Below are 21,013 nucleotides of genomic sequence, written 5' to 3'. Positions count from 1 at the left end.
TATCGCGAACTTATATAAATGCTTGATCGACCGCTTCGCGGTGCTTAGCCTGCTGTGACCAATGGCGAAGAATCCACGGACGATCCCCGCCGACGGACCGGCCCCCGCGCGGTCCTCGCCGGTACGGGCCGCCTCGGCGGCGCCGGGGCTGACCGGTGCCGGCCTCGCGGTGGTGCTCACCGGATACGGCCTGTCCAACATGGACGTCTTCATCGTCAACGTGGCACTGTCCGCGATCGGCGCGGATCTGCACGGCGGCCCTGCCGCGCTGGAACTGGTGGTCTCCGGCTACGGCCTCACCTACGCGCTCGGCCTGGTATTGGGCGGACGGCTGGGGGACGCCTTCGGCCGCAGACGGCTGTACGCCTGGGGGCTCGCGGCGTTCACGGTCACCTCCGGCCTGTGCGGCCTCGCGCCGACGATCGGGTTCCTGGTCGCCGCCCGCATGCTGCAGGGCGCGGCGGCCGCCGTGCTGGTTCCGCAGGTGCTGGCGACGATCCAGGCGGCCACCGAGGGCCGGGCGCGGGCCCGGGCCATCGGGCTGTACGGCGCGACGGCGGGCCTCTCCGCGGTCGCCGGGCAGGTGCTGGGCGGTCTGCTGGTCTCCCTGGACATCCCCGGGCTCGGCTGGCGGGCGGTCTTCGCGATCAACGTGCCGATCGTCTCGGCGGCGCTGCTGGCCGTGCGGCGGGTGCCGGCGACCGCGGCGGACCGCAGGCCGGGCTTCGACCCGCTGGGCACCGTACTGCTCGGGGCCGGCATGATCTGCCTGCTCGTCGTGGTCGTCGAGGGCCGGGAGCTGGGTTGGCCGCTGTGGCTGTGGTCGCTGCTCGCGCTCGCCGCGGGCGCCACGGTGGCACTGGTCCGGGTCGAGCGCTCGCTGGCGGGCCGGGGCGGCTCGCCACTGCTGGCACCGGCGGTGCTGTCCCTGCCGGGGCTGCGCAGGGGACTGGCGGCGCTGGTGCCGTTCTCGGTCGGCTTCGGCAGCTTCCTGTTCTGCTACGCGCTGCTCGCCCAGGGCCGGTTCGGCCTCGGAGGGCTCGCCTCCGGCCTGGTGCTGTCCCCGTTCGCGGTGGCCTTCTTCGCGGCGGCACTGCTCACTCCGCGGATCGCGGCGGCGCTCGGGCGGCGGATCGTCTCCCTGGGCGCGGTCGTCCAAGGCACCGGTCTGCTGCTGATGGCGCTGGTGCTCGGGGTGGGTTGGCCGCGTCCGCCGCTGCTGCCGGTGCTCGCGGTGCTCGCCGTCATCGGCGTCGGGCAGGCACTGGTGGGCCCGACACTGTTCCGGATGATCCTGGCCGACGTGCCGTCGGCGCAGGCCGGTATGGGCAGCGGGGTGCTGGTGACCAGCCAGCAGCTGGCGACGGCGCTGGGCGCGACCGTGGGCGGGACGCTGTATCTGTCGCTGGCGGATGCCCTGTCGCAGCTCTCCGCGGCCGTGCTCGTCCTCGCCCTGCTGACCTGCTTCTCGGCGACCGTTCTGGCGATCAGCCGGAGACTGCCCGATCCCCGGTGACCGGCCGCACCGGGTCCGCCGCCGCCCCTCGGCCGGCGCCGTCGGCCGGCCGGCCCGCCGCCCGGCCGGCCCGCGGCGCCCGCCGTCCCGGCACGGTCCGGAAGCGCCCCGCGCTCAGTGCGGGGTGCGGGCGCCGCCCGCGGCCTCCCAGCCGGCCACCGCGAGGGCACGGTAGGCGGTGTAGGCGGCGGCCGGGTCGCCCTCGTCCACCCACGGGACGGCGCCGACGTGGCCGTCGACGGCGGCGAGGGCCTCCATGGCCTCGCCGTAGCGCTCGGCCCGTACCAGGAACCAGACCAGCAGATGGAGGACGTGCGGGCGTACCGGGTGGTCGTCCTCGACCTGGTCGACGGCGTACTCGGCGGCCTCGATGGCGTTGCCGATCTCCTCGCTCTGGTACAGCCCGCGGACCATGTTCACCTCGGGCAGGTGGTTGTAGACCGCGAACAGCGGCAGCGCCGCCAGCAGTGAGCCCGCCGGCGCCTGCGCGGCGGCGGCCCGAGCGAACGCGTCAGCCTGTTCCTTGGAGCCCGCGCCCCGCGCCGACCAGTAGGGCAGCGCCGCCAGATGAGCGCCCATGTGGTCGGGTGCCAGCCTGCGGACGGTGCCCCACAGGGCCTCGAAGTCGGCCTCGCGGTAGCCGAGATGGCGCGCGAGGGTCAGCTCGGTCAGCTGCGGCGTCGGGTCGGCCGGGGCGAGCTTCGCAGCGTCGCGGGCCACGTTCCGCGCCTCCTCCAGGATGATGCGGCGGCTGTCGGGGTCGTTCTCGGCCAGCGCCTGGAAGACCAGGAACTGCGCGTACACCTGGGCTCCCCCGTGGTCGCGCGGCTGCTGGGCGCGCCACTCGCGCAGCCACCGCGCGTCCGGCAGTCCGGCGGCCGGCTCCTTGCTGAAGGACACCCCGCCGGTGCCGGTGTCCGCACCAGCGGCGGCGCCGTGCTCCCGGGAGCGGGCCAGTTCCATGGCAGCGGCGCCCGCCAGGGACTGCACCCGCTGCCAGCGCAGCTCGTACTCGTCGCCGGTGAAGGCCAGCAGGTGCGCGACCGGCTGCCAGTCCTGGGTGCGCTGCGCCTCCTCCAGCGCCTCGACCAGTTCCCGGTCCGGCCCCGGCAGCCGCACATCCAGCTCGTCGGAGGGGACGAAGCCGTACCCGGCCGTCGGGTCGACCGCCTGGGCCAGGCCCCGGGCTCCGTCCTGCCGCAGCCTCCTGCGGCGCATGGCGGGGTAGACGACCACGCCGAAGACGGCGGCGAGGGCGATCAGGAGGAGCAGGGCTTCCATGGCGTCGGATCTCCACGCTGTGTCGGACGGCTGGGCGGGGCGGCACGCCCCGGGGGCGGTACGGCCCCGGAGCGGTACGTCCCCGGGGAGGAGTGCGCCCCACTCCACCGTACGGCCCACTAGTCTCGCCCCCATGAGTGAGCAGCGCGACAACGGCATCGACAGCGGGGCGGACGGCACCCCGGACACCCCGCGGCAGAGCTTCGAGACCCTCGCCATCCATGCGGGGCAGGCCGCCGACCCGAGGACGGGGGCGGTGGTGCCGCCCATCCACCAGGTCTCCACGTACAAGCAGGACGGCGTCGGGGGGCTGCGCGGCGGCTACGAGTACAGCCGCTCGGCGAACCCGACCCGCAGCGCGCTGGAGGAGAACCTGGCGGCGCTGGAGGGCGGCAGGCGCGGGCTGGCCTTCGCCTCCGGGCTGGCCGCCGAGGACTGCCTGCTGCGCACCCTGCTCACCCCCGGGGACCACGTGGTGATCCCGGACGACGCGTACGGCGGCACCTTCCGGCTCTTCGCCCGGGTCGCCGAGCGGTGGGGGGTGCAGTGGTCGGTGGCCGACTCCTCCGACCCGGCCGCCGTCCGCGCCCAGCTGCGCGAGCGCACCAAGGCGGTCTGGGTGGAGACCCCCTCCAACCCGCTGCTGGGGATCACCGACATCGCGGCGGTCGCCGAGGTGGCGCACGGGGCGGGCGCCCGGCTCGTGGTCGACAACACCTTCGCCAGCCCCTACCTCCAGCAGCCGCTCGCGCTGGGCGCGGACGCGGTCGTGCACTCGACGACGAAGTACATGGGCGGCCACTCGGACGTGGTGGGCGGCGCGCTGGTCGTCGGCGACCCCGCGCTCGGCGACGAACTGGCCTTCCACCAGAACGCGATGGGCGCCATCGCGGGGCCGTTCGACGCCTGGCTGGTGATGCGGGGGATCAAGACGCTCGGCGTGCGCATGGACCGGCACGGGGAGAACGCGGCCCGCGTGGTGCAGCTGCTGAGCGCGCACCCGGAGGTGACGGAGGTCTACTACCCGGGGCTGGCCACGCATCCCGGGCACGAGATCGCGGTCAAGCAGATGCGGGGCTTCGGCGGGATGGTGTCCTTCCGGGTGGCGGGCGGCGAGGAGGCCGCGGTGCGGGTGTGCGACCGGGCGCGGCTCTTCACGCTGGGCGAGTCGCTGGGCGGGGTCGAGTCGCTGATCGAGCACCCGGGGCGGATGACGCACGCCTCGGCGGCGGGCTCCGCGTTGGAGGTGCCGGCCGACCTGGTGCGCCTCTCGGTGGGCATCGAGTCGGCCGACGACCTGCTGGCGGACCTGACGCAGGCGCTGGAGGGGGCCGCCGCGGGCTGAAGCGGCGCGGGGCCGGGGCGCGCGGGGTCACCGGCCCACGGCGCGGGCGGGGACGTCGTCCCGGGCCACCGGCTCCCCGGTGGGCGGGCCGGCGTCGCGGGTCACCAGCCCACTGCCGGCGGGGTCGTCGTCGGGGGCGGGGCCGACCAGGGGTGCGCCACCAGCGCCCAGCAGGCCAGGGCCAGCAGCCCGGCCAGCACCCCGGTCCACAGCACCGCACCGAGCGCCCGGCGGCGCCGCAGCAGCCGGGCGCCCTCCGCCAGGGCCCGCTCCGCCAGGTCGGCGGGGACGGGCTCGGCGGCGCGCTGCTGGAGCAGGCGCCGCACCTCGGCCTCCTTGCGGTCAGGCGGGCTCATGGGCGCTCCCCGCTGCGCTCTGCTCGTCCTGACTGTCCTGCCTGTCCTGCGGGGCGTCCGCCGCTGCGCGGGCCGGACTGCTGAGCACTGCGGCCATGGCGCGGGTGTGCAGGGCCCGCACCCGTTCGACGGCGAGCCCGAGGCCTGCGGCGACCTATTCCTCGGCGATCCCCTCGTGCAGCCGCAGGACGAGCACCAGCCGCTCCCGGGGGCTGAGGACGCCCAGCAGCCCGCCGCGCGTCCGGCGGTGCCGTCGGCCGGTGCGGGCGAAGCGGAGGGCCAGCGCCTGCCGGGTGTGCTCGTAGGGGTCGTCGCCGCGCAGCCGGGCCCAGTCGGCGCGGGTCCGCGCGAGCGCCCGCACCAGCAGCCGCTCCGCTTCGGGGGCGGCGCCGGGGGGTTCCGCGGTCAGCAGGCTGGCGGCATGCAGCAGCCGGCCGCCCGCACCCGCGACGAACACCTCGAACTCCTGGGCGCGGAGGCTCTCCTGCCGTGCCTGACGCTCTCGCACGCCGCCTCCCGTGCCGCCTATAGGACGGCAGGCAGGGAGATCAAATCAAGAGGCGCGACACCACCGCGGCACCACCGCGCCGTCGCTCCGAACCGGCCCCGGGCTGCCGGGTGCCGAACCGCCCCGGCCCGCTGCACCGGAGCGCTCCGCGCCCCCGTGCAGCGGGCCCCGCGGCGGCACTCGGTCCGGCGCCGGGGGTGCGCCCCGCGCGGGTCAGGATCCGGACTCCGGCGGCTGCGAGAGGCTGCTCGGGTTCAGTTCGAGCATCGCCGTGTTGAAGCGGGTCAGCAGCTTGCAGAACGTCCCGCGCTCCTCCTCGGTCCAGTCCTTGGTGATGAGCTGCATCAGGTTGCGGCGGGAGGAGCGGACCTCCTCCAACCGGGCCTCACCGCGCGGCGAGAGCTGGAGGACGACGGCGCGTCCGTCCTCGGGGTGCGAGGTGCGCTTGACCAAGCCGGACTCGACGAGCGGGGCGACCTGCCGGGTCACCGTCGAGGAGTCGATGCCCATGCCGGCGGCGAGCGCCTTGACGCCCATCGGGCCTTCCTGGTCGAGGCGGTTGAGCAGCAGATAGGCGGCGCGGTCCATGGAGTTGCGGGCCTGGCCGAGTCCGCCGAGGCGGGTCTGCTCCGCGCGCCGCGCGTACACCGCGAGTTGGTGCTGCATGGCGTCCAGTGCGGCGGTTCCGGAGGCGGCACCGTCGTCGGCAGGCACCGCGGAGTCGTCCGGCGCGTCGGGGGTGTCTGTCGTCATGTCCGGATGCGTGGGCATGGCAGGTGCGCTCACTTCGTCGATCAGCAGGAGTTTTTGTTGAGTTTTGACAGTTCTGGGGTGGTCTGTTGGGTGTATCGACCTGAGGTGGTGGCCACAGAGTACGCGGAGCGGACCCACGCCGTACCTCCACTGCACGAACCAGTGACGCGGACCACCCCGCGCGGCCGCCCGGCCGGTGGCCCGCCCACCCGCCGTGCGGCTGCCAGACTGGCGGAATGGTCACCAGCGCAGCTCCCTCCACCGCCTCCGGGCACCCCGAACTCCCCGTCTCGCTGGACGCGGTGCGCCTCGCCCGCAAGACGCTCGCGGGGGTCGCCCGCACCACCGCCGTCGAGGGCAGCCGGCACCTCTCCTCGCTGGTCGGCTCGCCGGTGCACCTCAAGTGCGAGAACCTCCAGCGCACCGGATCGTTCAAGCTGCGCGGCGCGTACGTGCGGATCGCGGGGCTGACGCCCGAGGAGCGGCGGCGCGGGGTGGTCGCGGCGAGCGCGGGCAACCACGCGCAGGGTGTGGCGCTGGCGGCGTCGCTGCTGGGGGTGCCCTCGACGGTCTTCATGCCGGTGGGGGCACCGCTGCCCAAGGTGGCGGCCACCCGCGACTACGGAGCGCGGGTGCGGATGCACGGCCAGGTGGTGGACGAGACGCTGACGGCGGCCGAGGAGTACGCACAGGCCACCGGGGCCGTCCTCATCCACCCCTTCGACCACCCGGACGTGGTGGCCGGGCAGGGCACGCTGGCCCTGGAGCTGCTGGAGCAGTGCCCCGAGGTGCGGACCGTCGTGGTGGGCGTCGGTGGCGGCGGGCTGCTCGCGGGCATGGCGGTGGCGATCAAGGCGCTCCGCCCCGATGTCCGCGTGGTGGGGGTGCAGGCGGAGGGCTCGGCCGCGTATCCGCCGTCGCTGCGGGCCGGGCGTCCGGTGGCGCTGGGCTCCGTCTCGACGATGGCGGACGGGATCAAGGTCGGCCGGCCCGGTGACCTGCCGTTCGAGATCATCCGGACGCTGGTCGACGACATCCGCACGGTGTCCGAGGACGCGCTCTCCCGGGCACTGCTGCTCTGCCTGGAGCGGGCCAAGCTGCTGGTGGAGCCCGCGGGGGCGAGTTCGGTCGCGGCGCTGCTGTCGGCCCCGGACAGCTTCGAGGGGCCGGTCGCCGCGGTGCTCTCGGGCGGCAACGTCGACCCGCTGGTCCTGCAGCGGACACTGCGGCACGGAATGGCCGCGGCCGGCCGCTATCTGTCGCTGCGGCTGCGCCTCTCGGACCGGCCGGGGGCACTCGCGGCGCTGCTCGGGGAACTGTCGGTGGCGGACGCCAACGTGCTGGACGTCGGCCATGTGCGCACCGATCCGCGGCTGGGCCTGGACGAGGTGGAGGTGGAGCTGCACATGGAGACGAAGGGCCCGCAGCACTGCGTGGAGGTCGCCTCGGGGCTGCGCGCGGCGGGATACACGGTCATGAGCTGAGCGGGCGCGGGACGCCTGGCTCCCCGGTTCTCACACCCGGGAAGCACAGGACACGGACTATCGCGTATTTCTTGACGCGATACATCGCGTCGCTTCATACTGCTGTGCGACGGACCCCGGTTCGCCGCATCTGCGTACATGCCGGAATTTCCCGGCACCTCTAGCATTTTCGTAGCGTGTCACGCTCCACACTCTGGGAGTCCATCCATGCCAGGTGCCATTTACGCCGAAGGGCTGGTGAAGACCTTCGGCGAGGTGAGGGCTCTGGACGGCGTCGACCTCGACGTCCCCGAATCCACCGTGCTGGGCCTGCTCGGTCCCAACGGCGCGGGCAAGACCACCGCGGTCCGGGTACTGACCACCCTCCTGCGGCCCGACGCGGGCCGCGCCGTCGTCGCCGGTCTCGACGTCCTGAAGAACCCGACCGCCGTACGCCGCTCCATCGGCCTCTCCGGCCAGTTCGCCGCCGTCGACGAGTATCTGACCGGCCGCGAGAACCTGCAGATGGTCGGGCAGCTCTACCAGATGTCCGCACGCGACGCGAAGAAGCGCGCGCGAGAGCTGCTGGAGCGCTTCAACCTCGCCGACGCCGCCGACCGGACGGCCAAGACCTATTCGGGCGGCATGCGCCGCCGCCTCGATCTCGCCGCCGCGCTGGTCGTCAGCCCGCCGGTGATGTTCATGGACGAGCCCACCACCGGCCTCGACCCCCGCAACCGGCAGCAGTTGTGGGAAGTCATCGAGGAACTGGTCGCGGGCGGCACGACGCTGCTGCTGACCACGCAGTACCTGGAGGAGGCCGACCGGCTCGCGCACGACATCGCCGTCGTCGACCACGGCAAGGTCATCGCACGCGGCACCTCCGACCAGCTCAAGGCCCGCACCGGCGGCGAGCGCATCGAGGTCGTCGTCCACGACCGCGCGGACATCCCCGCGGCCCGCTCCATCCTCGACGGCCACGCACTGCCCGGCCCGGCCCACGAAGGCTGCACCGTCGAGCAGCACACCCGCAAACTGACCGTCCCGGTCACCGGCGGCGCCAAACTGCTGGCCGAGGTGATCAGGGAGTTGGACGGCCGCGGCGTCGAGATCGACGACATCGGCCTGCGCCGCCCCACCCTCGACGACGTCTTCATCTCGCTGACCGGCCACGCCGCCGAAGACGCGCGCGGGCCGGGCGCGTCCGGCCAGGACGCACCCCCGAACCCGGGACCGGACGGGGACCGGTCCGCAGCACACCAGCCGGGCGCGCACGCGCCGGAATCCGAGGAGACCACGCCATGACCGCCGCAGCGCAGGCGTCGTCGGCCACGGCCCCCAGGGGCCGCGGCGGCATCGCCCAGTCGATCACCGACTCACTGGTGATGGCCAAGCGCAACCTGATCCGCATGGTGCGCATCCCCGAAGTCGTCATCTTCGGACTGATCCAACCGATCATGTTCGTGGTGCTGTTCAGCTACGTCTTCGGCGGCTCCATCAAAGTCCCCGGCGCCGGCACCGACGCCGGCTCCTACCGCGAGTTCCTGATGGCGGGCATCTTCGCGCAGACCGTCACCTTCGCGACCGCCGGCGCCAGCGCGGGCATCGCCGAGGACATGCACAAGGGGCTCGTCGACCGGTTCCGCTCGCTGCCGATGACCCGCGGGGCCGTACTGACCGGACGCACCCTGGCCGACCTGGTGCAGACGGCGCTGACCCTGGTCGTGCTCGCCGTCGTCGCCGCAGTCGTCGGCTGGGCCCCGCACGACGGCATCCCCGACGCGCTCGCCGGCTTCGGCCTGCTGCTGCTGCTCGGCTACGCGTTCACCTGGATCGGGGCGCTGATCGGACTCTCGGTACGCACCCCGGAGGCCGCCACCTCCGGCGGGCTGATCTGGCTGTTCCCGCTGACCTTCATCTCCGTCGCCTTCGTCCCCTCCCAGAACATGCCCGCCTTCCTGCAGCACATCGCGGAGTGGAACCCCTTCAGCGCCACCGTGGTGGCCTGCCGCGAACTGTTCGGCAACCTGCCCGCCGGCTACCCCGTCCCGGACGCCTGGCCCATGCAGCACCCGGCCGCGGCCTCACTGATGTGGTCCGTGGTCATCATCGCGGTCTTCCGCACCCTGGCGGTCCGCAAGTACCGCTCGGCCACCGGCTGAACTCCGCGGGCCGCACGGCCCGCGGCGCACCGGTACACACGCGGCGGACGGCCCGCGCGATTCCGCGCGGGCCGTCCGCCGCAGGCGTCGGAAGCTCCGCCATCAGCTCCGGTAGGGCTTCGCCTCCATGATGCGGACGGAGGCCATCTTGCCGTTCGGCAGCTCGTACTCGGCGTCCTGGCCGACCTTCTTGCCCATCACACCCGAGCCCAGCGGCGACTGCGGAGAGTAGGTCTCGATCTCGGTGCTGGCGTACTCGCGGGAGGCCAGCAGGAAGGTGATCGTGTCGTCCTCGTCACCGTCGAAGGCGATCTTGACCACCATGCCGGGCTCCACCACACCGTCGTCCGCCGGAGCCTCACCGACCTTGGCGTTCTCCAGGAGCTGCTGGAGCTGCCGGATACGCAGCTCCTGCTTGCCCTGCTCCTCCTTGGCCGCGTGGTACCCGCCGTTCTCGCGGAGGTCGCCCTCCTCGCGAGCCGCCTCGATCTTCTTGGAGATCTCGGTGCGTGCAGGACCCGACAGGTACTCCAGCTCGGCCTTGAGCTGGGAGTACGCCTCCTGGGTCAGCCAGGTGACGTTGTCGCTGGTCTGGGTCACAGGTGCTCCTCGTCGGTACTGGGATATGAAGCTGATGCAGAAAACGCCCTACCAGAAAGGGTGCGCCTGCACTGGTGGGCGAAACCACGAGCTTAACAATTCCGCCGGAAAAGGGAAGAAGACTCCGGCTCCGCCCCAGGCCAGCAGGGTCCGCCGAACGGGCCGGAACGTCGGCCGGACGCCGGGACGGCCGCCCGCCTCAGCGCTCCTGGCAGCCGATCAGCTCGGCACTCGTGGCGCGCGCCGTGGTACGCACGGTCACGACCTCGTCCACCCGGGAGGTGCCCGCGGCGAACTCCGCGTTCTTGCGGCCGACCTCGCTGCCGTCCTCCGCGCGGGTGCGGAGCGTGCACACGCCCTCGGCCCCGGCCTCCTTGCGCACCTCCACGTGGACCTGCACCGCGCTGTCGGAGACCACCTTGAACTTGATCAACTCGCCGCTCACCTGCTGGCCGGAGATGTAGGCGACCCCGAACCAGCCGATCAGCGCGAGCATCAGCACCCCCAGCACACCGCCGGTGGCCTTCAGCCGACGATCCGTGCGCGCCTCCCCGCCCGCGGAACGGCCCGCGGCACGCCCGTACCGCCCCTCGGGGACCTGTTGGCGCAGGTCGACCATGGTCCGTTCCTCCCGGCAGCCGCTCCGACCGTGCTCCGCTGACCCGGCCGGAGCCGGGCGGGCCCGGACCGGGAATACATCACGGTGCTGATTCGGTCACTATAGAAGCCGCTCCCGAATCCGCCGACGGCGGGCGGGGCCGATGGCGGAGCCGCTTTGACCTATGAGGATTGAGTTGTGACTGAGCAACTGCGACTGATGGCCGTGCACGCACACCCCGACGACGAGTCGAGCAAGGGTGCGGCCACCATGGCGAAGTACGTCGACGAGGGGGTGGACGTGCTCGTCGCGACGTGCACGGGGGGCGAGCGGGGCTCCATCCTCAACCCGAAGCTCCAGGGCGACACCTACGTCGAGGAGCACATCCACGAGGTGCGCCGCAAGGAGATGGACGAGGCCCGGGAGATCCTGGGCGTGAAGCAGGCGTGGCTCGGCTTCGTCGACTCGGGCCTCCCCGAGGGCGACCCGCTGCCGCCGCTGCCCGAGGGCTGCTTCGCCCTCCAGGAGGTGGACGAGGCCGCCGGAGCACTGGTGCGGCTCATCCGCGAGTTCCGCCCCCAGGTGATCACCACCTACGACGAGAACGGCGGCTACCCGCACCCCGACCACATCATGACCCACAAGATCTCGATGGTCGCCTTCGAGCACGCGGCGGACACGGAGAAGTACCCCGAGGAGGCGTTCGGCCCGGCGTGGCAGCCGCAGAAGCTCTACTACAACCAGGGCTTCAACCGGCAGCGCACCGAGGCGATGCACCAGGCGATGCTGGACCGCGGCCTGGAGTCGCCCTACACCCAGTGGCTGGAGCGCTGGGAGAAGATGGGGATCAAGGAGCGCGAGATCACCACCTTCGTACCCTGCGGCGACTTCTTCGAGATCCGCGACAAGGCACTGATCGCGCACGCCACCCAGATCGATCCGGACGGCGGCTGGTTCCGCGTCCCGATGGACATCCAGCGGGAGGTCTGGCCGACCGAGGAGTACGAGCTGGCGAAGTCCCGCGTGGAGACCTCGCTCCCCGAGCACGACCTCTTCGCGGGCATCCGCGAGAATTGACGGTATGAGCCCGACGCAGACAACGCTCGCCCAGGTCCTTCCGCTGGCGAAGGACCTGGACGAGAACAAGGTGACCCCCGGCGTGCTCGGCTTCGTCGTCTTCGCCCTCATCGGCGCGGCCGTGTGGATGCTGATGAAGTCGATGAACAAGCACATGCGGCGCGTGGACTTCGAGGAGCCCGCCGGCACCGCGCCCGCGGCGGCGGCCGCCACCGGCGGGACCGCCGACGGGACCGACGCCGGCGACGCGCGCAAGGCCGAGGCCACCGCCCCGGCACCATCCGAGCGAAAGGGCTGAGCGGCCCGCCGGCCGCCCGGCCTCTCGCCGCGACCTCCGTCTGGAGAACGACATGCTGTTCGGCAGGTTCAAGAACCGCGTCCCCACCCCCGAGGAAGCCCTCCAGGGCCGCCCCGAGCCGGAGTACGCGGTACCCGAGCGCCACACCGTGCTCGGCACGGCGCTCCAGGGCCCGTACCCGGAGGGTCTGGAGATCGCCGACTTCGGCATGGGCTGTTTCTGGGGCGCCGAGCGCGTCTTCTGGACGACCGAGGGCGTCTGGACGACCCTCGTCGGCTACCAGGGCGGATCCACCCCGAACCCCACCTACGAAGAGGTCTGCTCGGGCCTGACCGGGCACACCGAGGCGGTACGCGTCGTGTACGACCCGGCGAAGGTCTCCTACGAGACCCTGCTCAAGCGCTTCTGGGAGTCCCACGACCCCACCCAGGGCTTCCGCCAGGGCAACGACACCGGCACCCAGTACCGCTCGGCGATCTACACCCACTCCCCCGCGCAGGCCGCCGCGGCCGAAGCCTCCCGGAACGCCTACCAGCAGGTCCTCACCGGCTCCGGACACGGCGGGATCACCACCGAGATCCTCCCCGCAGAGGGCCGCCCCTTCCACCCCGCCGAGGGCTACCACCAGCAGTACCTCGACAAGAACCCGGCCGGCTACTGCGGCATCGGCGGCACGGGCGTCAGCTGCCCGATCGGCCTGGCTTCGACGGGCGAGTGAGACCCCAAGACGAACGCCCCCGCTCAGGCACGAGCCGGGGGCGTCAGGGGCTCTGAGTGCAGCGACTCCCGGCCTACCCCTGTTGGAGGCCGGTGACGAACGAGGACCATGCGGCGCGCCCGAAGACGAGAGCGGGACCGTCCACGATCTTCGAGTCGCGCACAGGGACGACCGCGGAGTGCCCGTCGCTCACCTCAACGCAGTTGCCGTTGCTTGCGCCGCTGTAGCTGGACTTGCGCCAGGTGGTGAGTGCTGACGCCTTACGGATGTGCTGGCCGCTGTCCATCTTGGTATCCCTCTGCAACAGCCCTGATCAGGGCTAGTGACTCCTGGTGCGACAGGGCGTCGCCTAGGGCGAGATCGTAGGACACGAGGGATTGTTCGACCACCGCTGGCGAATCGAGCACAGTCCCGGTGTTCAGGCCCTCGACGTAGGCAAGCGGCGCCATGTCGGCAAACCGCATGAGCGTCACACCGCTCTCCATCAGTGCATGCGCTCCGACATTGAAGGGCAACACGTCTACGCGAATCCTGTGTTCGCCCAGGTGAACGATGTGCCGCAGCTGTTCAGCCATAGCGCGATGCCCGCCAACGGGGCGGCGTGGGACCGGGAAAGGACGGCCAACTTGCCAAGCTGGGCTTGCGTCAGCCCCGCACGCTCCCGGCGCTCCCTCAGTTCCTCCCCGTACGCGTTCCGCTTCGCCTGCTTCTCCGACAGAGCCATTCCGCGTCCTCCGTGTGCACTCCGCGTCAGCACTCTTCCACCCCTGGTGACGGTACGTCCTCGCGATTCACCGTGGGAGCCAAGTCGGACAGAAGAGGTGAACGCACATGAGCGTGCAAGGCAGTTCGGAACTCCAGAAGATCAAAGAAGTCACGGATGCCCGGGAGGAACTGGCAGCGGCCTTCAAGAGCGCCGGGGTCTCATTCCCCGCGATGGACGTGCGGCTTGAGTCCACGTACGGACTGATCGCCCTGGGCGAGGTCTCCCCTGCGTCCGCGCGGGAGATGGCGTCAGTCATCACGAAGGGAGCGGGCCTGTGATCACGACGCGTCCCCGTGGGAAGCACGCGGCCTATGCGGGCGCAGGTTGCCACCATCCCCGGACACGAGTGGAAGACGGCCGTACCTACTGCGACGCCTGCGGCGCGCTGCTGTACGACCGGCCGTCGGCAACTCGCCGCTCGCGAGCCAGTGTCCCGGGCAGGTTCGTCCGCACTCTGATGCGTGGGGAGGGGGCGGCTGTGCTTCTCCTGCTCATCGGCGCCGGCTTCGGCTTCCTGGGCCTGTTCGCTCCACGAGACGACCGGGCCCTGAGCGCTGCCCAGCGCTGCGGCGGACCGCCACGCTCGCCGCAGTGCCGGGTGACGCGCTGTAGGCACGCGGGACGGCCGGGGCGGCTTTGGGCCTGCCATGGGGGCTGGCCGGGGCGACTGGAGCCGCGTCCGACCACGCGCCGAAGGCGCGCCCTTGAGCAACTGCGGTGAGCCCGTACTGGCGCTGGGAGTACGACCCCTGCCACGAGGGCGTGGCAGGCGGCCTTCGGGCTCACGTGGTGACCGGAGGGGAGCGTCTCCCCAGGTGAACCGGACGAACCGATGGCGCCGAGTGGAGGTCCGCCTCCGCTCCCAGATGTGCAGCGGGTCCGGCGGCCACTGGTTGGCAGACCGGCGACCGGGCTATCGGCGGGCGTGGACGGCCAGGAACGGGGTCACGTACAGCGCGGCTTCGGTGGGGGTGGCTTTGCCGGTGGTGATGAGGACGACGCCTGCGATCAGGGCGGCGATGTGGAGGACGACCGGCGCGCGGGGCGACTGGGATGACTGGGCGCCGAGCTCGGTTCCTGTCCCGTTCATACCTGACGATGCCCCTTCGGTCAGTGATGGATACGAGGAGAGGTCATCCTTCATTTTCCAGCAGAAACGAGGAACTCTCTTCGCATTTCGAAGGCGCAAGCAGCCCGCGAGTTGGGAATCACTCTCACTCATGCGCATCCGCAGGGCAATCCAGCGGACTTGCCGGGTCCGGATCTGCCGCCCACCTGCACCGACACAGTCCAAACACGCCGGGATCGGCGGCAACCTTTGAAATATCATCCCGATACCTCCCGTTAGCTTCCGCGCTCACACGAGGGAATGTGACCAGAATCACGCGCATGCCTTCGTTTCGAAGGTGTCACCGCGGCACGCCCTCGGCCAACCGTGACGAAAGGGCTCTTGACGCCGGCTTCGTCGGGGTCGGCTGCTTGACTGCCTTGGATCCGAAGGGTCGGCGACCATGCTTGCCGGTCTCGCGGCGGATGGTCAGGGCCGGCACCTGGGCTGTCCCCCGGGCGTGCCGTCGGCATCGAGGGCGCGGGTCACCTGCTGTGTCCGGGGCGCCGCGGAGCGCATGCTGGGCGGATGGATTGGTTGGTGTCGCTCCTCGGGGCCGGGCTGGTGCTGGCCGCACTGCGGGATCTGTTCCACACGCTCTGGCATCCGACCCGCAGGGGCGGCGCCAGCCGCCTGGTGATGACGGCGCTGTGGAGGCTGTCGCATCTGTTCCCCGCCCGCAGGGGCATGAACGAGCTGGTCGGGCCGCTGGCGATGGTGACGGTCGTCGGGATGTGGACCTGTCTCGTGGTGCTGGGGTGGGCGCTGGTCTATCTGCCGCACATGCCGGAGGGGTTCGCCTTCGGGGCCGGGCTGGCGCCGCACGAGCACGGGGATCTGCTCGACTCCCTGTACGTGTCGCTGGTCAATCTGGCCACGCTGGGGATCGGGGACATCGCACCGACCGCGGGCTGGCTGCGGCTCGTCGCACCGCTGGAGGCGCTGGTGGGGCTGGCGCTGCTGACCACGACCGTCTCCTGGGTGCTGCAGATCTATCCCGCGCTGGCCCGCCGGAGGAGCCTGGCATTGCGGCTGGCCATGCTGCGGCGTGTCCAGCCGCCCGCCCAGTATCTGCACTCCGCCACGGGAGCGGCGCTCCTGGAGGGCATCGCCGCTGAAGTGGTGCGGATCCGGGTGGACTTCACCCAGTACCCGGACGCCTACTACTTCCACGACGGTGAGGAGGACCTCTCGCTGGCCGCCACGATCGGCTACGCCGTCGATCTCGGCCGCCGCGGGCACACGAGCGAGCGGAGCGAGGTGCGGCTGGCGGCAACCGTCCTCGGGAACGCGCTGGCGGACCTCGCTCTCGCCCTCGACCAGCGGTTCCTGCGGACGGGCGGCACTCCTTCGGAGGTCTTCACGGCGTACGCCCACGACCACGGGCGGCGTCTTCCGCTGCCGTGACGGGGTCGGGCGATCCGCCGCCCGGGGGCCGGTGGCCGGGCGGGTGCGGAGGCGCCCCGAGGACGGTCGGTGGAGGAACCGCGACGCGCCAGCCGGGGTTGTAGGTGTCCGGGACCGGGTGCAGCCGCCAGTCGGCCCGCGCCGCCCAGGCGGGCAGCGGGGCGCCGCGCAGGACGAGGGCGTGGGGGCGTCCCCCCGCCGCCGGGTGGCCCCGCGCGGCAGGGCGGCAGCCGGCGGTGTGGGCGACGGGAATGGTGGAGCTGTTGCCGGCCAGTACGCAGGGTGGGCGCACGCCGTGGGCGCGCAGGACGCGTTCCATGCGCTGCCAGTCCTGGCGGGCCGCTGCCTGGATGCCGGAGTGGAGGTCCAACTGGTGGAGTTGGAAGCCGAGGTGCAGCAGCGCCACGGTCGCCGCGAGCGGGACGAGCAGCCGCAGTTTCCGCGCCGCGCGCGCCCGGCGGAGTGCTCCGCACACGCCCAGCGCGGCCACCGGTGCCAGCAGCGCATAGGTGGGCAGCAGGAAGCGCGGGGCCGCGTAGTCCATGAAGAACAGGTACGGGACGGCCACGGCGGCCGCCGCCGCGGTGGGCAGGATCGCGAGTGCCGTACGGCCCTCCCGGTGCGCCTCGTCGACGCCGAGGGCGAGCAGCGGCGGGATCAGCAGCCACCATGCGGCGGACGCCCATCCGACGGTCACCCCCTCGCAGGGGCGGCAGAGCAGCGGCCCGTCCAGTGCCGCGGCGTGCCGGAACACGGTGTCCAGGGACAGGTGGAGGTGCATTCCGCCCTGGATGTCACCGGCCGCACGCACCCGCTCCAGTACGCCGCCGAAGCGCAGTCGGGCCTCCACGGCCCAGGGGAGCAGCCCGAGCAGCACCCCGGCCGTCGCGGCGAGCGCGACGCCCGGCGCCGGGACCGGTGCCGATGTCGACGCCGGGGCCCGGGAGCGTGGCGGTCGGCCCGGTTTCGATCCACCTGGCCCCGGCTTCCGCCGGGCCGGGCCCAGCCGGGTCCACACCGCGGCCCCGAGCAGCACGGCGAACGGCCAGACGGTGTCGTTGGGCCGTATCAGGGTGGCGACCGCCAGCGCCACCGCCACGGCGGCCCAGGTGCGCGTCCGGCGCCGGACTGGTCCGGGGCCGCCGGTCCCGGTCGCGGTCGCGGTCCCGGGACCGGTCGACGACGCGGACCCCGGCGCGGGTACGCAGCATCCGAAGGCCGCGGTCAGCCCCATGGCGACGTAGTGGTTGGGCATCGCGGCACCGGCGTAGAACAGCGCGAACCACACGCTGCTGTACAGCGCGGCGGCGAGCGGCACCACGCCCCGGCGGGCGACGGCGCGCAGCCATGGCAGGAAGCCGAGGTAGAGGGCGAGTGCGGCGGCGACGGTCAGATAGCAGCGCAGCAGCGGCACGGAGTGGCCGACGGCGGCGACCGGGGCGATCAGCAGCGGCACGCCGCGGGTCCGGGGGGCGCTGAACGGCGTCTCGGGGCCGTAGGGGGCGAAGCGGCTGGCGTAGACGAGTTCGTCCCAGCCGAGCGGCAGGCCGGGGTGCACGACCGCCAGCGAGAGCGCCCCGAAGGCCCCGCAGACACCGGCCAGCCACCAGCGGTCCCGGCGGCCGACCCGCTCGGCATTCCGCGCAGATGTGGGCATGGACGGCATCCTGCCGCCGCGGCGGTGCCGTTCGGCGCAGGCGCCGCCGCGCGCCGGGCCGCGGGCGGGTGGCAGGACGGCACGGCGTACCCTCGCTCGCGTGGTGGACGTGGACGTGGTGGACGTGGACTGGGTGGGGCGGGTCGGCGGACTGCGGCAGTGGGCCTCCGGGCCCGAACGGGCGCCGCACAAGCCGCTGTTGCTGCTGTACGCGCTGGGCCGGTTCCAGGCCGCGCCGGAGAGCGGGCTGCGGTACACGGACGTCGAGGAGGACCTGGCCGGGCTGCTGCGCGAGTACGGTCCGCCCCGCCGCACTTCGCCGGGTTACCCCTTCCACCACCTGGTGAGTGACGGTGTGTGGGAGGTGCGCACGGACTCCGGCGCGGACAGCCCGGGTCCCGGTGTCGGGCGGCTGCGGGAGAGCGGCGCGGTGGGCCGGCTGGTGCCGGAGCTGCGCACGGCGCTGGACTCCGATCCCGCCCTGCTGTCCGTCCTCGCCCGCACTCTTCTCGACCTGCACTTCCCGCCGTCTCTTCAGGAGGACATCGCCGCCGACGCGGGGCTGGATCTGGAGGCGGCGGACCTGGCCCGGATGACCGGCGTGCCCGGCGGGGCGGCCGGGACGCGGGTCGCGGTCCGCCGTTTCGTCCGGGACCCGGGTGCCGCGCGGCGGCTCCGCGCCCGGGTGCTGTCCGCGTACGGCAACCGCTGCGCCTTCTGCGGTTTCGACGGCGCACTGGGCCGCCGCCCGGTGGGGCTGGAGGCGGCGCATGTGCACTGGTGGGCGTACGACGGACCGGACGAGCTGTCGAACGCGCTGTGCCTGTGCTCCCTGCACCACAAGCTGTTCGACAAGGGCGTGCTGGGACTGGACCCGGGGCTGCGGATCACCGTCTCCGCCCGCTTCTCCGGCGCGGGCGCCGCTGCCCGCGCCCAGGTCCGGGAACTGGCCGGCCGCCCGGTGGCGGCACCGGAGGAGGCCGGGGCGGCGCCGGTCGCCGCGCCCTACGCGCGATGGCACACCACGCAGGTCTTCCGGGGTTAGTCGGCGGCCGACGTATTACGCCTGCCGGCCCATCGCCCGGTGGAAGACGGCGGCCTTGGAGGCGGGGTCGTAGTCGTCGCCGACGCCCTCCGCGATGATCACGTCGCCGTCGATGTGCGCCGTGCGCAGCGGGAGCAGTTCCTGGTAGTCCGGGGAGTCGTACCAGGCGCGGGCCGCCTCCCGGTCGGGGAACTCGATGACGGCGACGCCGCCGGCCCAGGAGCCCTCGACCACCTCGGGGGCGCCGCCGTGGACGAGGAAGCGGCCTCGGTGGGGGTCGAGGCTCGTCTGGATGCGCTCGACGTAGGTGACGAGGTCGGGGTGGATCTCGCGGTTGCGCAGCCGGGCTATCGCGTACGCGGTCATGGGGGACCTCCGGAGGTCGAGTGGCGATTCTGGTGCGGAACGTGTGCAGCACGACCAGTTTCGCCACGCGGCGGCCCGGGGGCGATGACCCGGCAGGTAAGGGCGGGCCCGCACACGGCTGCGGGCCCCGCGTTTCGCGGGGCCCGCAGCCGTGTGGCGGGGGTGTCGGCGGATCAGACCGCGGAGCCGGCCTTCCACTCCGACCAGCTCATGTTCCAGCCGTTGAGGCCGTTGTCGGGCTGGATCGTCTTGTCCGGGGAGCCCTTGACCACGACGACGTCGCCGATCATCGAGTTCTCGTAGAACCAGCCGGCGTCGGTGGAGGTGCTGCCCGCGCCGCGGGTGTCCTTGAGGCCGACGCAGCCGTGGCTGGTGTTGCCGGAGCCGAAGGGCGCGCCCCAGTAGTTGCCGTGGATGAAGGTGCCCGAGGTGGACAGCCGCATGGCGTGCGGCACGTCCGGGATGTCGTAGCCCTCGGAGCCCTTGCGGCCGAACCCGACGGTGTTGCCGTCCATCCGGGTCTCCTTGTGCTTCTCGGAGATCACCATCTGTCCGTTGTACGTGGGATTCTTCGCGCTGCCGGCCGAGATCGGGATGGTCTTGACGACCTTGCCGTCGCGCTCGACCTTCATCTTGTAGGACTTCACATCGACCGTGCTGACCTGCTTGCGCCCGATGTTGAAGGTGACCTTCTTGTCCTGGACGCCGACGTTGCCGTTGCCCGCCTTCACGCCGTCGAGGCCGAGGTCGAGGGTGACCTTGGTGTTGGGCTGCCAGTAGTCCTCGGGACGGAAGTCGAGGCGGTCGTTGCCGAACCAGTGACCGACGACCTCCTGACCGCTGCTGGAGCTGACCTTGATCGCGGACTGGACGGCCTTCTTGTTCTGGATCTGCTTGTCGAAGGTGATGGAGACCGGCATGCCGACCCCGACCGTGGAGCCGTCCTGACCGGCATAGGTGCCGATGAAGCTGTGCTCGGGTGCGACGGTGGTGAAGGTGCGGTTCTCGACGGCCTTGCGGCCCTCGCCGTCCTTGGCCGTGGCGCTGATCTCGTACTTGGTGGCCCGCTCCAGCTGCTTGCCGGGCTTCCAGCTCTTGCCGTCGGAGCCGAGGCTGCCCTCTATGGTGGCGCCGCTCTGGACCGCCTTCAGGCTCACCTTGGTGAGCTTGCCGCCGGTGACGGTGACGTTGCCGCCGGTGTTGATGCTGGCGTTGTCGGCCCCGTCCTTGGCGGAGATCTTTATTCGGGCGGACGAGCTGTCCTTCTCGGCGGATATGTCGTTCTTGGTGGCCGACTTCTCGGTGTCGTCGCCGTCGTCACCACCGCCGCAGGCGCTCAGCGTGAGCACCCCACCGAGCAGCGCGGCCGTGACCGCGAGACCCCTGCGGTGCTTCCCACCCGTCATCACTGGCTTCTCCATCTGCCTTCGGAACCCCATGTCTCCCCGGTAAAAAAGCTGCGCAGCCCCCACGGCGCCCGAAATCGGACAGGTGCGCTCCAGCTCTTTGCACAAGAACGCACCGGGGACTATGACCGGTTCCACTTTCTGTCAAACTGTGGTCCAGGACACCTGTCCGCCTGGTATGTGACCTCTCCTGGTTCCCAGGAAAAGCGGAAGTATGGCTTCCCCCTTGCCTCCGCTTCTCAGTAACATCGGTCCGTGTACGGCCAGTTCACCACTGACCCCCAAGCCGTACGCCGTACCCACGCACCCAGGAGGGCGTTCGTGTCCGAGGCCGGACCCTCGAAGCTGTCAGTCCACCGCCGCCCTCTGGCCACTGCCGCGGCGGCCGGCGGAGTCCTGCTCGCTCTCGGGTTCGTGCCCACCGCCAACGCTACCCCCGAAAAACCTGAACATCCCACCCATCACAGCAACTCTGTGACGCGGTTGGAACATGCCGGGGGCGCGGGGGGGGGGGGGGGCCCCCCCCCCCCCCCCCCCCCCCCCCCCCCCCCCCCCCCCCCCCCCCCCCCCCGCCCCCCCCCGC

22 protein-coding genes and 1 pseudogene are annotated in these 21,013 nt (G+C 72.2%); 11 read left to right on the top strand and 12 right to left on the bottom strand.

All coding sequences use genetic code 11. The features are described 5' to 3' along the window. The first annotated feature begins 61 nt into the window (after nt 1–61). A complete protein-coding gene (locus tag ACFYMO_RS15365) occupies nt 62–1,516 on the top strand; it encodes an MFS transporter (protein ID WP_388546703.1) in 1,455 nt (484 codons plus the stop codon). A 114-nt stretch (nt 1,517–1,630) separates the two neighbouring features. On the opposite strand, the gene ACFYMO_RS15360 is transcribed toward ACFYMO_RS15365, so the two are convergent. Continuing rightward, the gene (locus tag ACFYMO_RS15360) at nt 1,631–2,797 is read right to left on the bottom strand and encodes a hypothetical protein (protein WP_366773147.1); all 1,167 of its coding nucleotides are present in this window, start codon (nt 2,795–2,797) and stop codon (nt 1,631–1,633) included. A 133-nt stretch (nt 2,798–2,930) separates the two neighbouring features. Here ACFYMO_RS15360 and ACFYMO_RS15355 point away from each other — a divergent pair, with 133 nt between their 5' ends. Further along, a complete protein-coding gene (locus ACFYMO_RS15355; RefSeq protein WP_366773148.1) occupies nt 2,931–4,142 on the top strand; it encodes a cystathionine gamma-synthase in 1,212 nt (403 codons plus the stop codon). A gap of 101 nt (nt 4,143–4,243) precedes the next feature. Here ACFYMO_RS15355 and ACFYMO_RS15350 read toward each other — a convergent pair whose 3' ends face one another. The 3 genes and pseudogenes from ACFYMO_RS15350 to ACFYMO_RS15340 form a co-directional block, all read right to left on the bottom strand. Then, nucleotides 4,244–4,498, bottom strand: coding sequence for a hypothetical protein (locus ACFYMO_RS15350; RefSeq protein WP_366773149.1), 255 nt, complete (start codon nt 4,496–4,498; stop codon nt 4,244–4,246). Next, nucleotides 4,485–5,006: pseudogene (locus ACFYMO_RS15345) on the bottom strand (sigma factor-like helix-turn-helix DNA-binding protein). Before ACFYMO_RS15345 ends, ACFYMO_RS15350 begins: the two are co-directional and overlap by 14 nt. Nucleotides 5,007–5,219: 213 nt before the next feature. After that, complete coding sequence (locus tag ACFYMO_RS15340) at nt 5,220–5,777, bottom strand: MarR family winged helix-turn-helix transcriptional regulator (protein ID WP_019357701.1); 558 nt, start codon at nt 5,775–5,777, stop codon at nt 5,220–5,222. A gap of 218 nt (nt 5,778–5,995) precedes the next feature. Between ACFYMO_RS15340 and ilvA the strand changes: the two genes are divergently transcribed. The 3 genes from ilvA (at nt 5,996) to ACFYMO_RS15325 (ending at nt 9,384) form a co-directional block, all read left to right on the top strand. Further along, on the top strand, nt 5,996–7,243 hold the full coding sequence (gene ilvA / locus ACFYMO_RS15335) for a threonine ammonia-lyase (RefSeq protein ID WP_388546698.1): 1,248 nt from the start codon (nt 5,996–5,998) through the stop codon (nt 7,241–7,243). A gap of 207 nt (nt 7,244–7,450) precedes the next feature. After that, on the top strand, nt 7,451–8,527 hold the full coding sequence (locus tag ACFYMO_RS15330) for an ATP-binding cassette domain-containing protein (RefSeq protein ID WP_388546695.1): 1,077 nt from the start codon (nt 7,451–7,453) through the stop codon (nt 8,525–8,527). Next, nucleotides 8,524–9,384: an ABC transporter permease gene (locus ACFYMO_RS15325; RefSeq protein ID WP_366773153.1), complete on the top strand. Its 861-nt coding sequence runs from the start codon at nt 8,524–8,526 to the stop codon at nt 9,382–9,384. The genes ACFYMO_RS15330 and ACFYMO_RS15325 overlap by 4 nt, the downstream gene beginning before the upstream one ends. 102 nt (nt 9,385–9,486) lie before the next feature. Here ACFYMO_RS15325 and greA read toward each other — a convergent pair whose 3' ends face one another. Together greA and ACFYMO_RS15315 are read right to left on the bottom strand one after the other, a co-directional pair. After that, a complete protein-coding gene (gene greA / locus ACFYMO_RS15320; protein ID WP_366774445.1) occupies nt 9,487–9,984 on the bottom strand; it encodes a transcription elongation factor GreA in 498 nt (165 codons plus the stop codon). A 199-nt stretch (nt 9,985–10,183) separates the two neighbouring features. Continuing rightward, nucleotides 10,184–10,603 (bottom strand): DUF4307 domain-containing protein, encoded by a 420-nt coding sequence (locus tag ACFYMO_RS15315; RefSeq protein ID WP_366774446.1) that lies wholly within the window; start codon nt 10,601–10,603, stop codon nt 10,184–10,186. A gap of 177 nt (nt 10,604–10,780) precedes the next feature. Between ACFYMO_RS15315 and mca the strand changes: the two genes are divergently transcribed. From mca to msrA, 3 genes are read left to right on the top strand one after another with little or no spacing between them, the layout of a single operon-like run. Beyond that, complete coding sequence (gene mca / locus ACFYMO_RS15310; RefSeq protein WP_112494235.1) at nt 10,781–11,659, top strand: mycothiol conjugate amidase Mca; 879 nt, start codon at nt 10,781–10,783, stop codon at nt 11,657–11,659. 4 nt (nt 11,660–11,663) lie between these two features. Continuing rightward, nucleotides 11,664–11,957 carry a hypothetical protein gene (locus tag ACFYMO_RS15305; protein ID WP_366774447.1) on the top strand — a complete coding sequence of 98 codons (294 nt, stop codon included), beginning with the start codon at nt 11,664–11,666 and terminating at the stop codon, nt 11,955–11,957. 52 nt (nt 11,958–12,009) lie between these two features. Beyond that, nucleotides 12,010–12,675, top strand: coding sequence for a peptide-methionine (S)-S-oxide reductase MsrA (gene msrA, locus ACFYMO_RS15300; protein ID WP_366774448.1), 666 nt, complete (start codon nt 12,010–12,012; stop codon nt 12,673–12,675). Nucleotides 12,676–12,748: 73 nt separating this feature from the next. Here the strand turns inward: msrA and ACFYMO_RS15295 are convergent, their stop codons facing one another. Together ACFYMO_RS15295 and ACFYMO_RS15290 are read right to left on the bottom strand one after the other, a co-directional pair. Continuing rightward, a complete protein-coding gene (locus tag ACFYMO_RS15295; RefSeq protein ID WP_366774449.1) occupies nt 12,749–12,961 on the bottom strand; it encodes a DUF397 domain-containing protein in 213 nt (70 codons plus the stop codon). Next, entirely contained in the window at nt 12,936–13,250 is a 315-nt protein-coding gene (locus ACFYMO_RS15290; protein WP_366774450.1) for a Scr1 family TA system antitoxin-like transcriptional regulator, read from the bottom strand. The genes ACFYMO_RS15295 and ACFYMO_RS15290 overlap by 26 nt, the downstream gene beginning before the upstream one ends. A gap of 256 nt (nt 13,251–13,506) precedes the next feature. Here ACFYMO_RS15290 and ACFYMO_RS15285 point away from each other — a divergent pair, with 256 nt between their 5' ends. Continuing rightward, nucleotides 13,507–13,719 carry a hypothetical protein gene (locus tag ACFYMO_RS15285; protein WP_366774451.1) on the top strand — a complete coding sequence of 71 codons (213 nt, stop codon included), beginning with the start codon at nt 13,507–13,509 and terminating at the stop codon, nt 13,717–13,719. Nucleotides 13,720–14,354: 635 nt separating this feature from the next. Here ACFYMO_RS15285 and ACFYMO_RS15280 read toward each other — a convergent pair. Then, on the bottom strand, nt 14,355–14,531 hold the full coding sequence (locus ACFYMO_RS15280) for a hypothetical protein (RefSeq protein ID WP_366774452.1): 177 nt from the start codon (nt 14,529–14,531) through the stop codon (nt 14,355–14,357). A gap of 546 nt (nt 14,532–15,077) precedes the next feature. On the opposite strand from ACFYMO_RS15280, the gene ACFYMO_RS15275 reads away from it, so the two are divergent. Then, nucleotides 15,078–15,956, top strand: a complete 879-nt coding sequence (locus tag ACFYMO_RS15275) for a potassium channel family protein (RefSeq protein WP_388546685.1) — start codon at nt 15,078–15,080, stop codon at nt 15,954–15,956. Here ACFYMO_RS15275 and ACFYMO_RS15270 read toward each other — a convergent pair. Beyond that, a complete protein-coding gene (locus tag ACFYMO_RS15270; protein WP_388546683.1) occupies nt 15,910–17,613 on the bottom strand; it encodes a hypothetical protein in 1,704 nt (567 codons plus the stop codon). The two genes, ACFYMO_RS15275 and ACFYMO_RS15270, sit on opposite strands and share 47 nt — an antisense overlap. A gap of 124 nt (nt 17,614–17,737) precedes the next feature. On the opposite strand from ACFYMO_RS15270, the gene ACFYMO_RS15265 reads away from it, so the two are divergent. Next, nucleotides 17,738–18,658: a phosphorothioated DNA-binding restriction endonuclease gene (locus tag ACFYMO_RS15265; protein WP_388546995.1), complete on the top strand. Its 921-nt coding sequence runs from the start codon at nt 17,738–17,740 to the stop codon at nt 18,656–18,658. Nucleotides 18,659–18,673: 15 nt separating this feature from the next. On the opposite strand, the gene ACFYMO_RS15260 is transcribed toward ACFYMO_RS15265, so the two are convergent. Continuing rightward, nucleotides 18,674–19,024 carry a DUF1330 domain-containing protein gene (locus ACFYMO_RS15260; protein WP_366774455.1) on the bottom strand — a complete coding sequence of 117 codons (351 nt, stop codon included), beginning with the start codon at nt 19,022–19,024 and terminating at the stop codon, nt 18,674–18,676. A gap of 173 nt (nt 19,025–19,197) precedes the next feature. Then, a complete protein-coding gene (locus tag ACFYMO_RS15255; RefSeq protein ID WP_366774456.1) occupies nt 19,198–20,430 on the bottom strand; it encodes an Ig-like domain-containing protein in 1,233 nt (410 codons plus the stop codon). Nucleotides 20,431–21,013: the final 583 nt, after the last annotated feature.

Origin of the sequence: Streptomyces sp. NPDC007025 (assembly GCF_042869455.1) — a bacterium.
Taxonomy (GTDB): Bacteria; Actinomycetota; Actinomycetes; order Streptomycetales; family Streptomycetaceae; genus Streptomyces.
The sequence above is the reverse complement of the archived record's forward strand: the minus strand, read 5'-3'. Positions and strand labels throughout refer to the sequence as shown.

Coding starts and splice junctions, on each gene's coding strand:
- ACFYMO_RS15365 (WP_388546703.1), top strand. CDS start 62: ATGGCGAAGAATCCACGGACGATCCCCGCCGACGGACCGGCCCCCGCG.
- ACFYMO_RS15360 (WP_366773147.1), bottom strand. CDS start 2,797: ATGGAAGCCCTGCTCCTCCTGATCGCCCTCGCCGCCGTCTTCGGCGTG.
- ACFYMO_RS15355 (WP_366773148.1), top strand. CDS start 2,931: ATGAGTGAGCAGCGCGACAACGGCATCGACAGCGGGGCGGACGGCACC.
- ACFYMO_RS15350 (WP_366773149.1), bottom strand. CDS start 4,498: ATGAGCCCGCCTGACCGCAAGGAGGCCGAGGTGCGGCGCCTGCTCCAG.
- ACFYMO_RS15340 (WP_019357701.1), bottom strand. CDS start 5,777: ATGCCCACGCATCCGGACATGACGACAGACACCCCCGACGCGCCGGAC.
- ilvA (WP_388546698.1), top strand. CDS start 5,996: ATGGTCACCAGCGCAGCTCCCTCCACCGCCTCCGGGCACCCCGAACTC.
- ACFYMO_RS15330 (WP_388546695.1), top strand. CDS start 7,451: ATGCCAGGTGCCATTTACGCCGAAGGGCTGGTGAAGACCTTCGGCGAG.
- ACFYMO_RS15325 (WP_366773153.1), top strand. CDS start 8,524: ATGACCGCCGCAGCGCAGGCGTCGTCGGCCACGGCCCCCAGGGGCCGC.
- ACFYMO_RS15315 (WP_366774446.1), bottom strand. CDS start 10,603: ATGGTCGACCTGCGCCAACAGGTCCCCGAGGGGCGGTACGGGCGTGCC.
- ACFYMO_RS15305 (WP_366774447.1), top strand. CDS start 11,664: ATGAGCCCGACGCAGACAACGCTCGCCCAGGTCCTTCCGCTGGCGAAG.
- msrA (WP_366774448.1), top strand. CDS start 12,010: ATGCTGTTCGGCAGGTTCAAGAACCGCGTCCCCACCCCCGAGGAAGCC.
- ACFYMO_RS15295 (WP_366774449.1), bottom strand. CDS start 12,961: ATGGACAGCGGCCAGCACATCCGTAAGGCGTCAGCACTCACCACCTGG.
- ACFYMO_RS15290 (WP_366774450.1), bottom strand. CDS start 13,250: ATGGCTGAACAGCTGCGGCACATCGTTCACCTGGGCGAACACAGGATT.
- ACFYMO_RS15285 (WP_366774451.1), top strand. CDS start 13,507: ATGAGCGTGCAAGGCAGTTCGGAACTCCAGAAGATCAAAGAAGTCACG.
- ACFYMO_RS15280 (WP_366774452.1), bottom strand. CDS start 14,531: ATGAACGGGACAGGAACCGAGCTCGGCGCCCAGTCATCCCAGTCGCCC.
- ACFYMO_RS15275 (WP_388546685.1), top strand. CDS start 15,078: ATGGATTGGTTGGTGTCGCTCCTCGGGGCCGGGCTGGTGCTGGCCGCA.
- ACFYMO_RS15270 (WP_388546683.1), bottom strand. CDS start 17,613: ATGCCCACATCTGCGCGGAATGCCGAGCGGGTCGGCCGCCGGGACCGC.
- ACFYMO_RS15260 (WP_366774455.1), bottom strand. CDS start 19,024: ATGACCGCGTACGCGATAGCCCGGCTGCGCAACCGCGAGATCCACCCC.
- ACFYMO_RS15255 (WP_366774456.1), bottom strand. CDS start 20,430: ATGACGGGTGGGAAGCACCGCAGGGGTCTCGCGGTCACGGCCGCGCTG.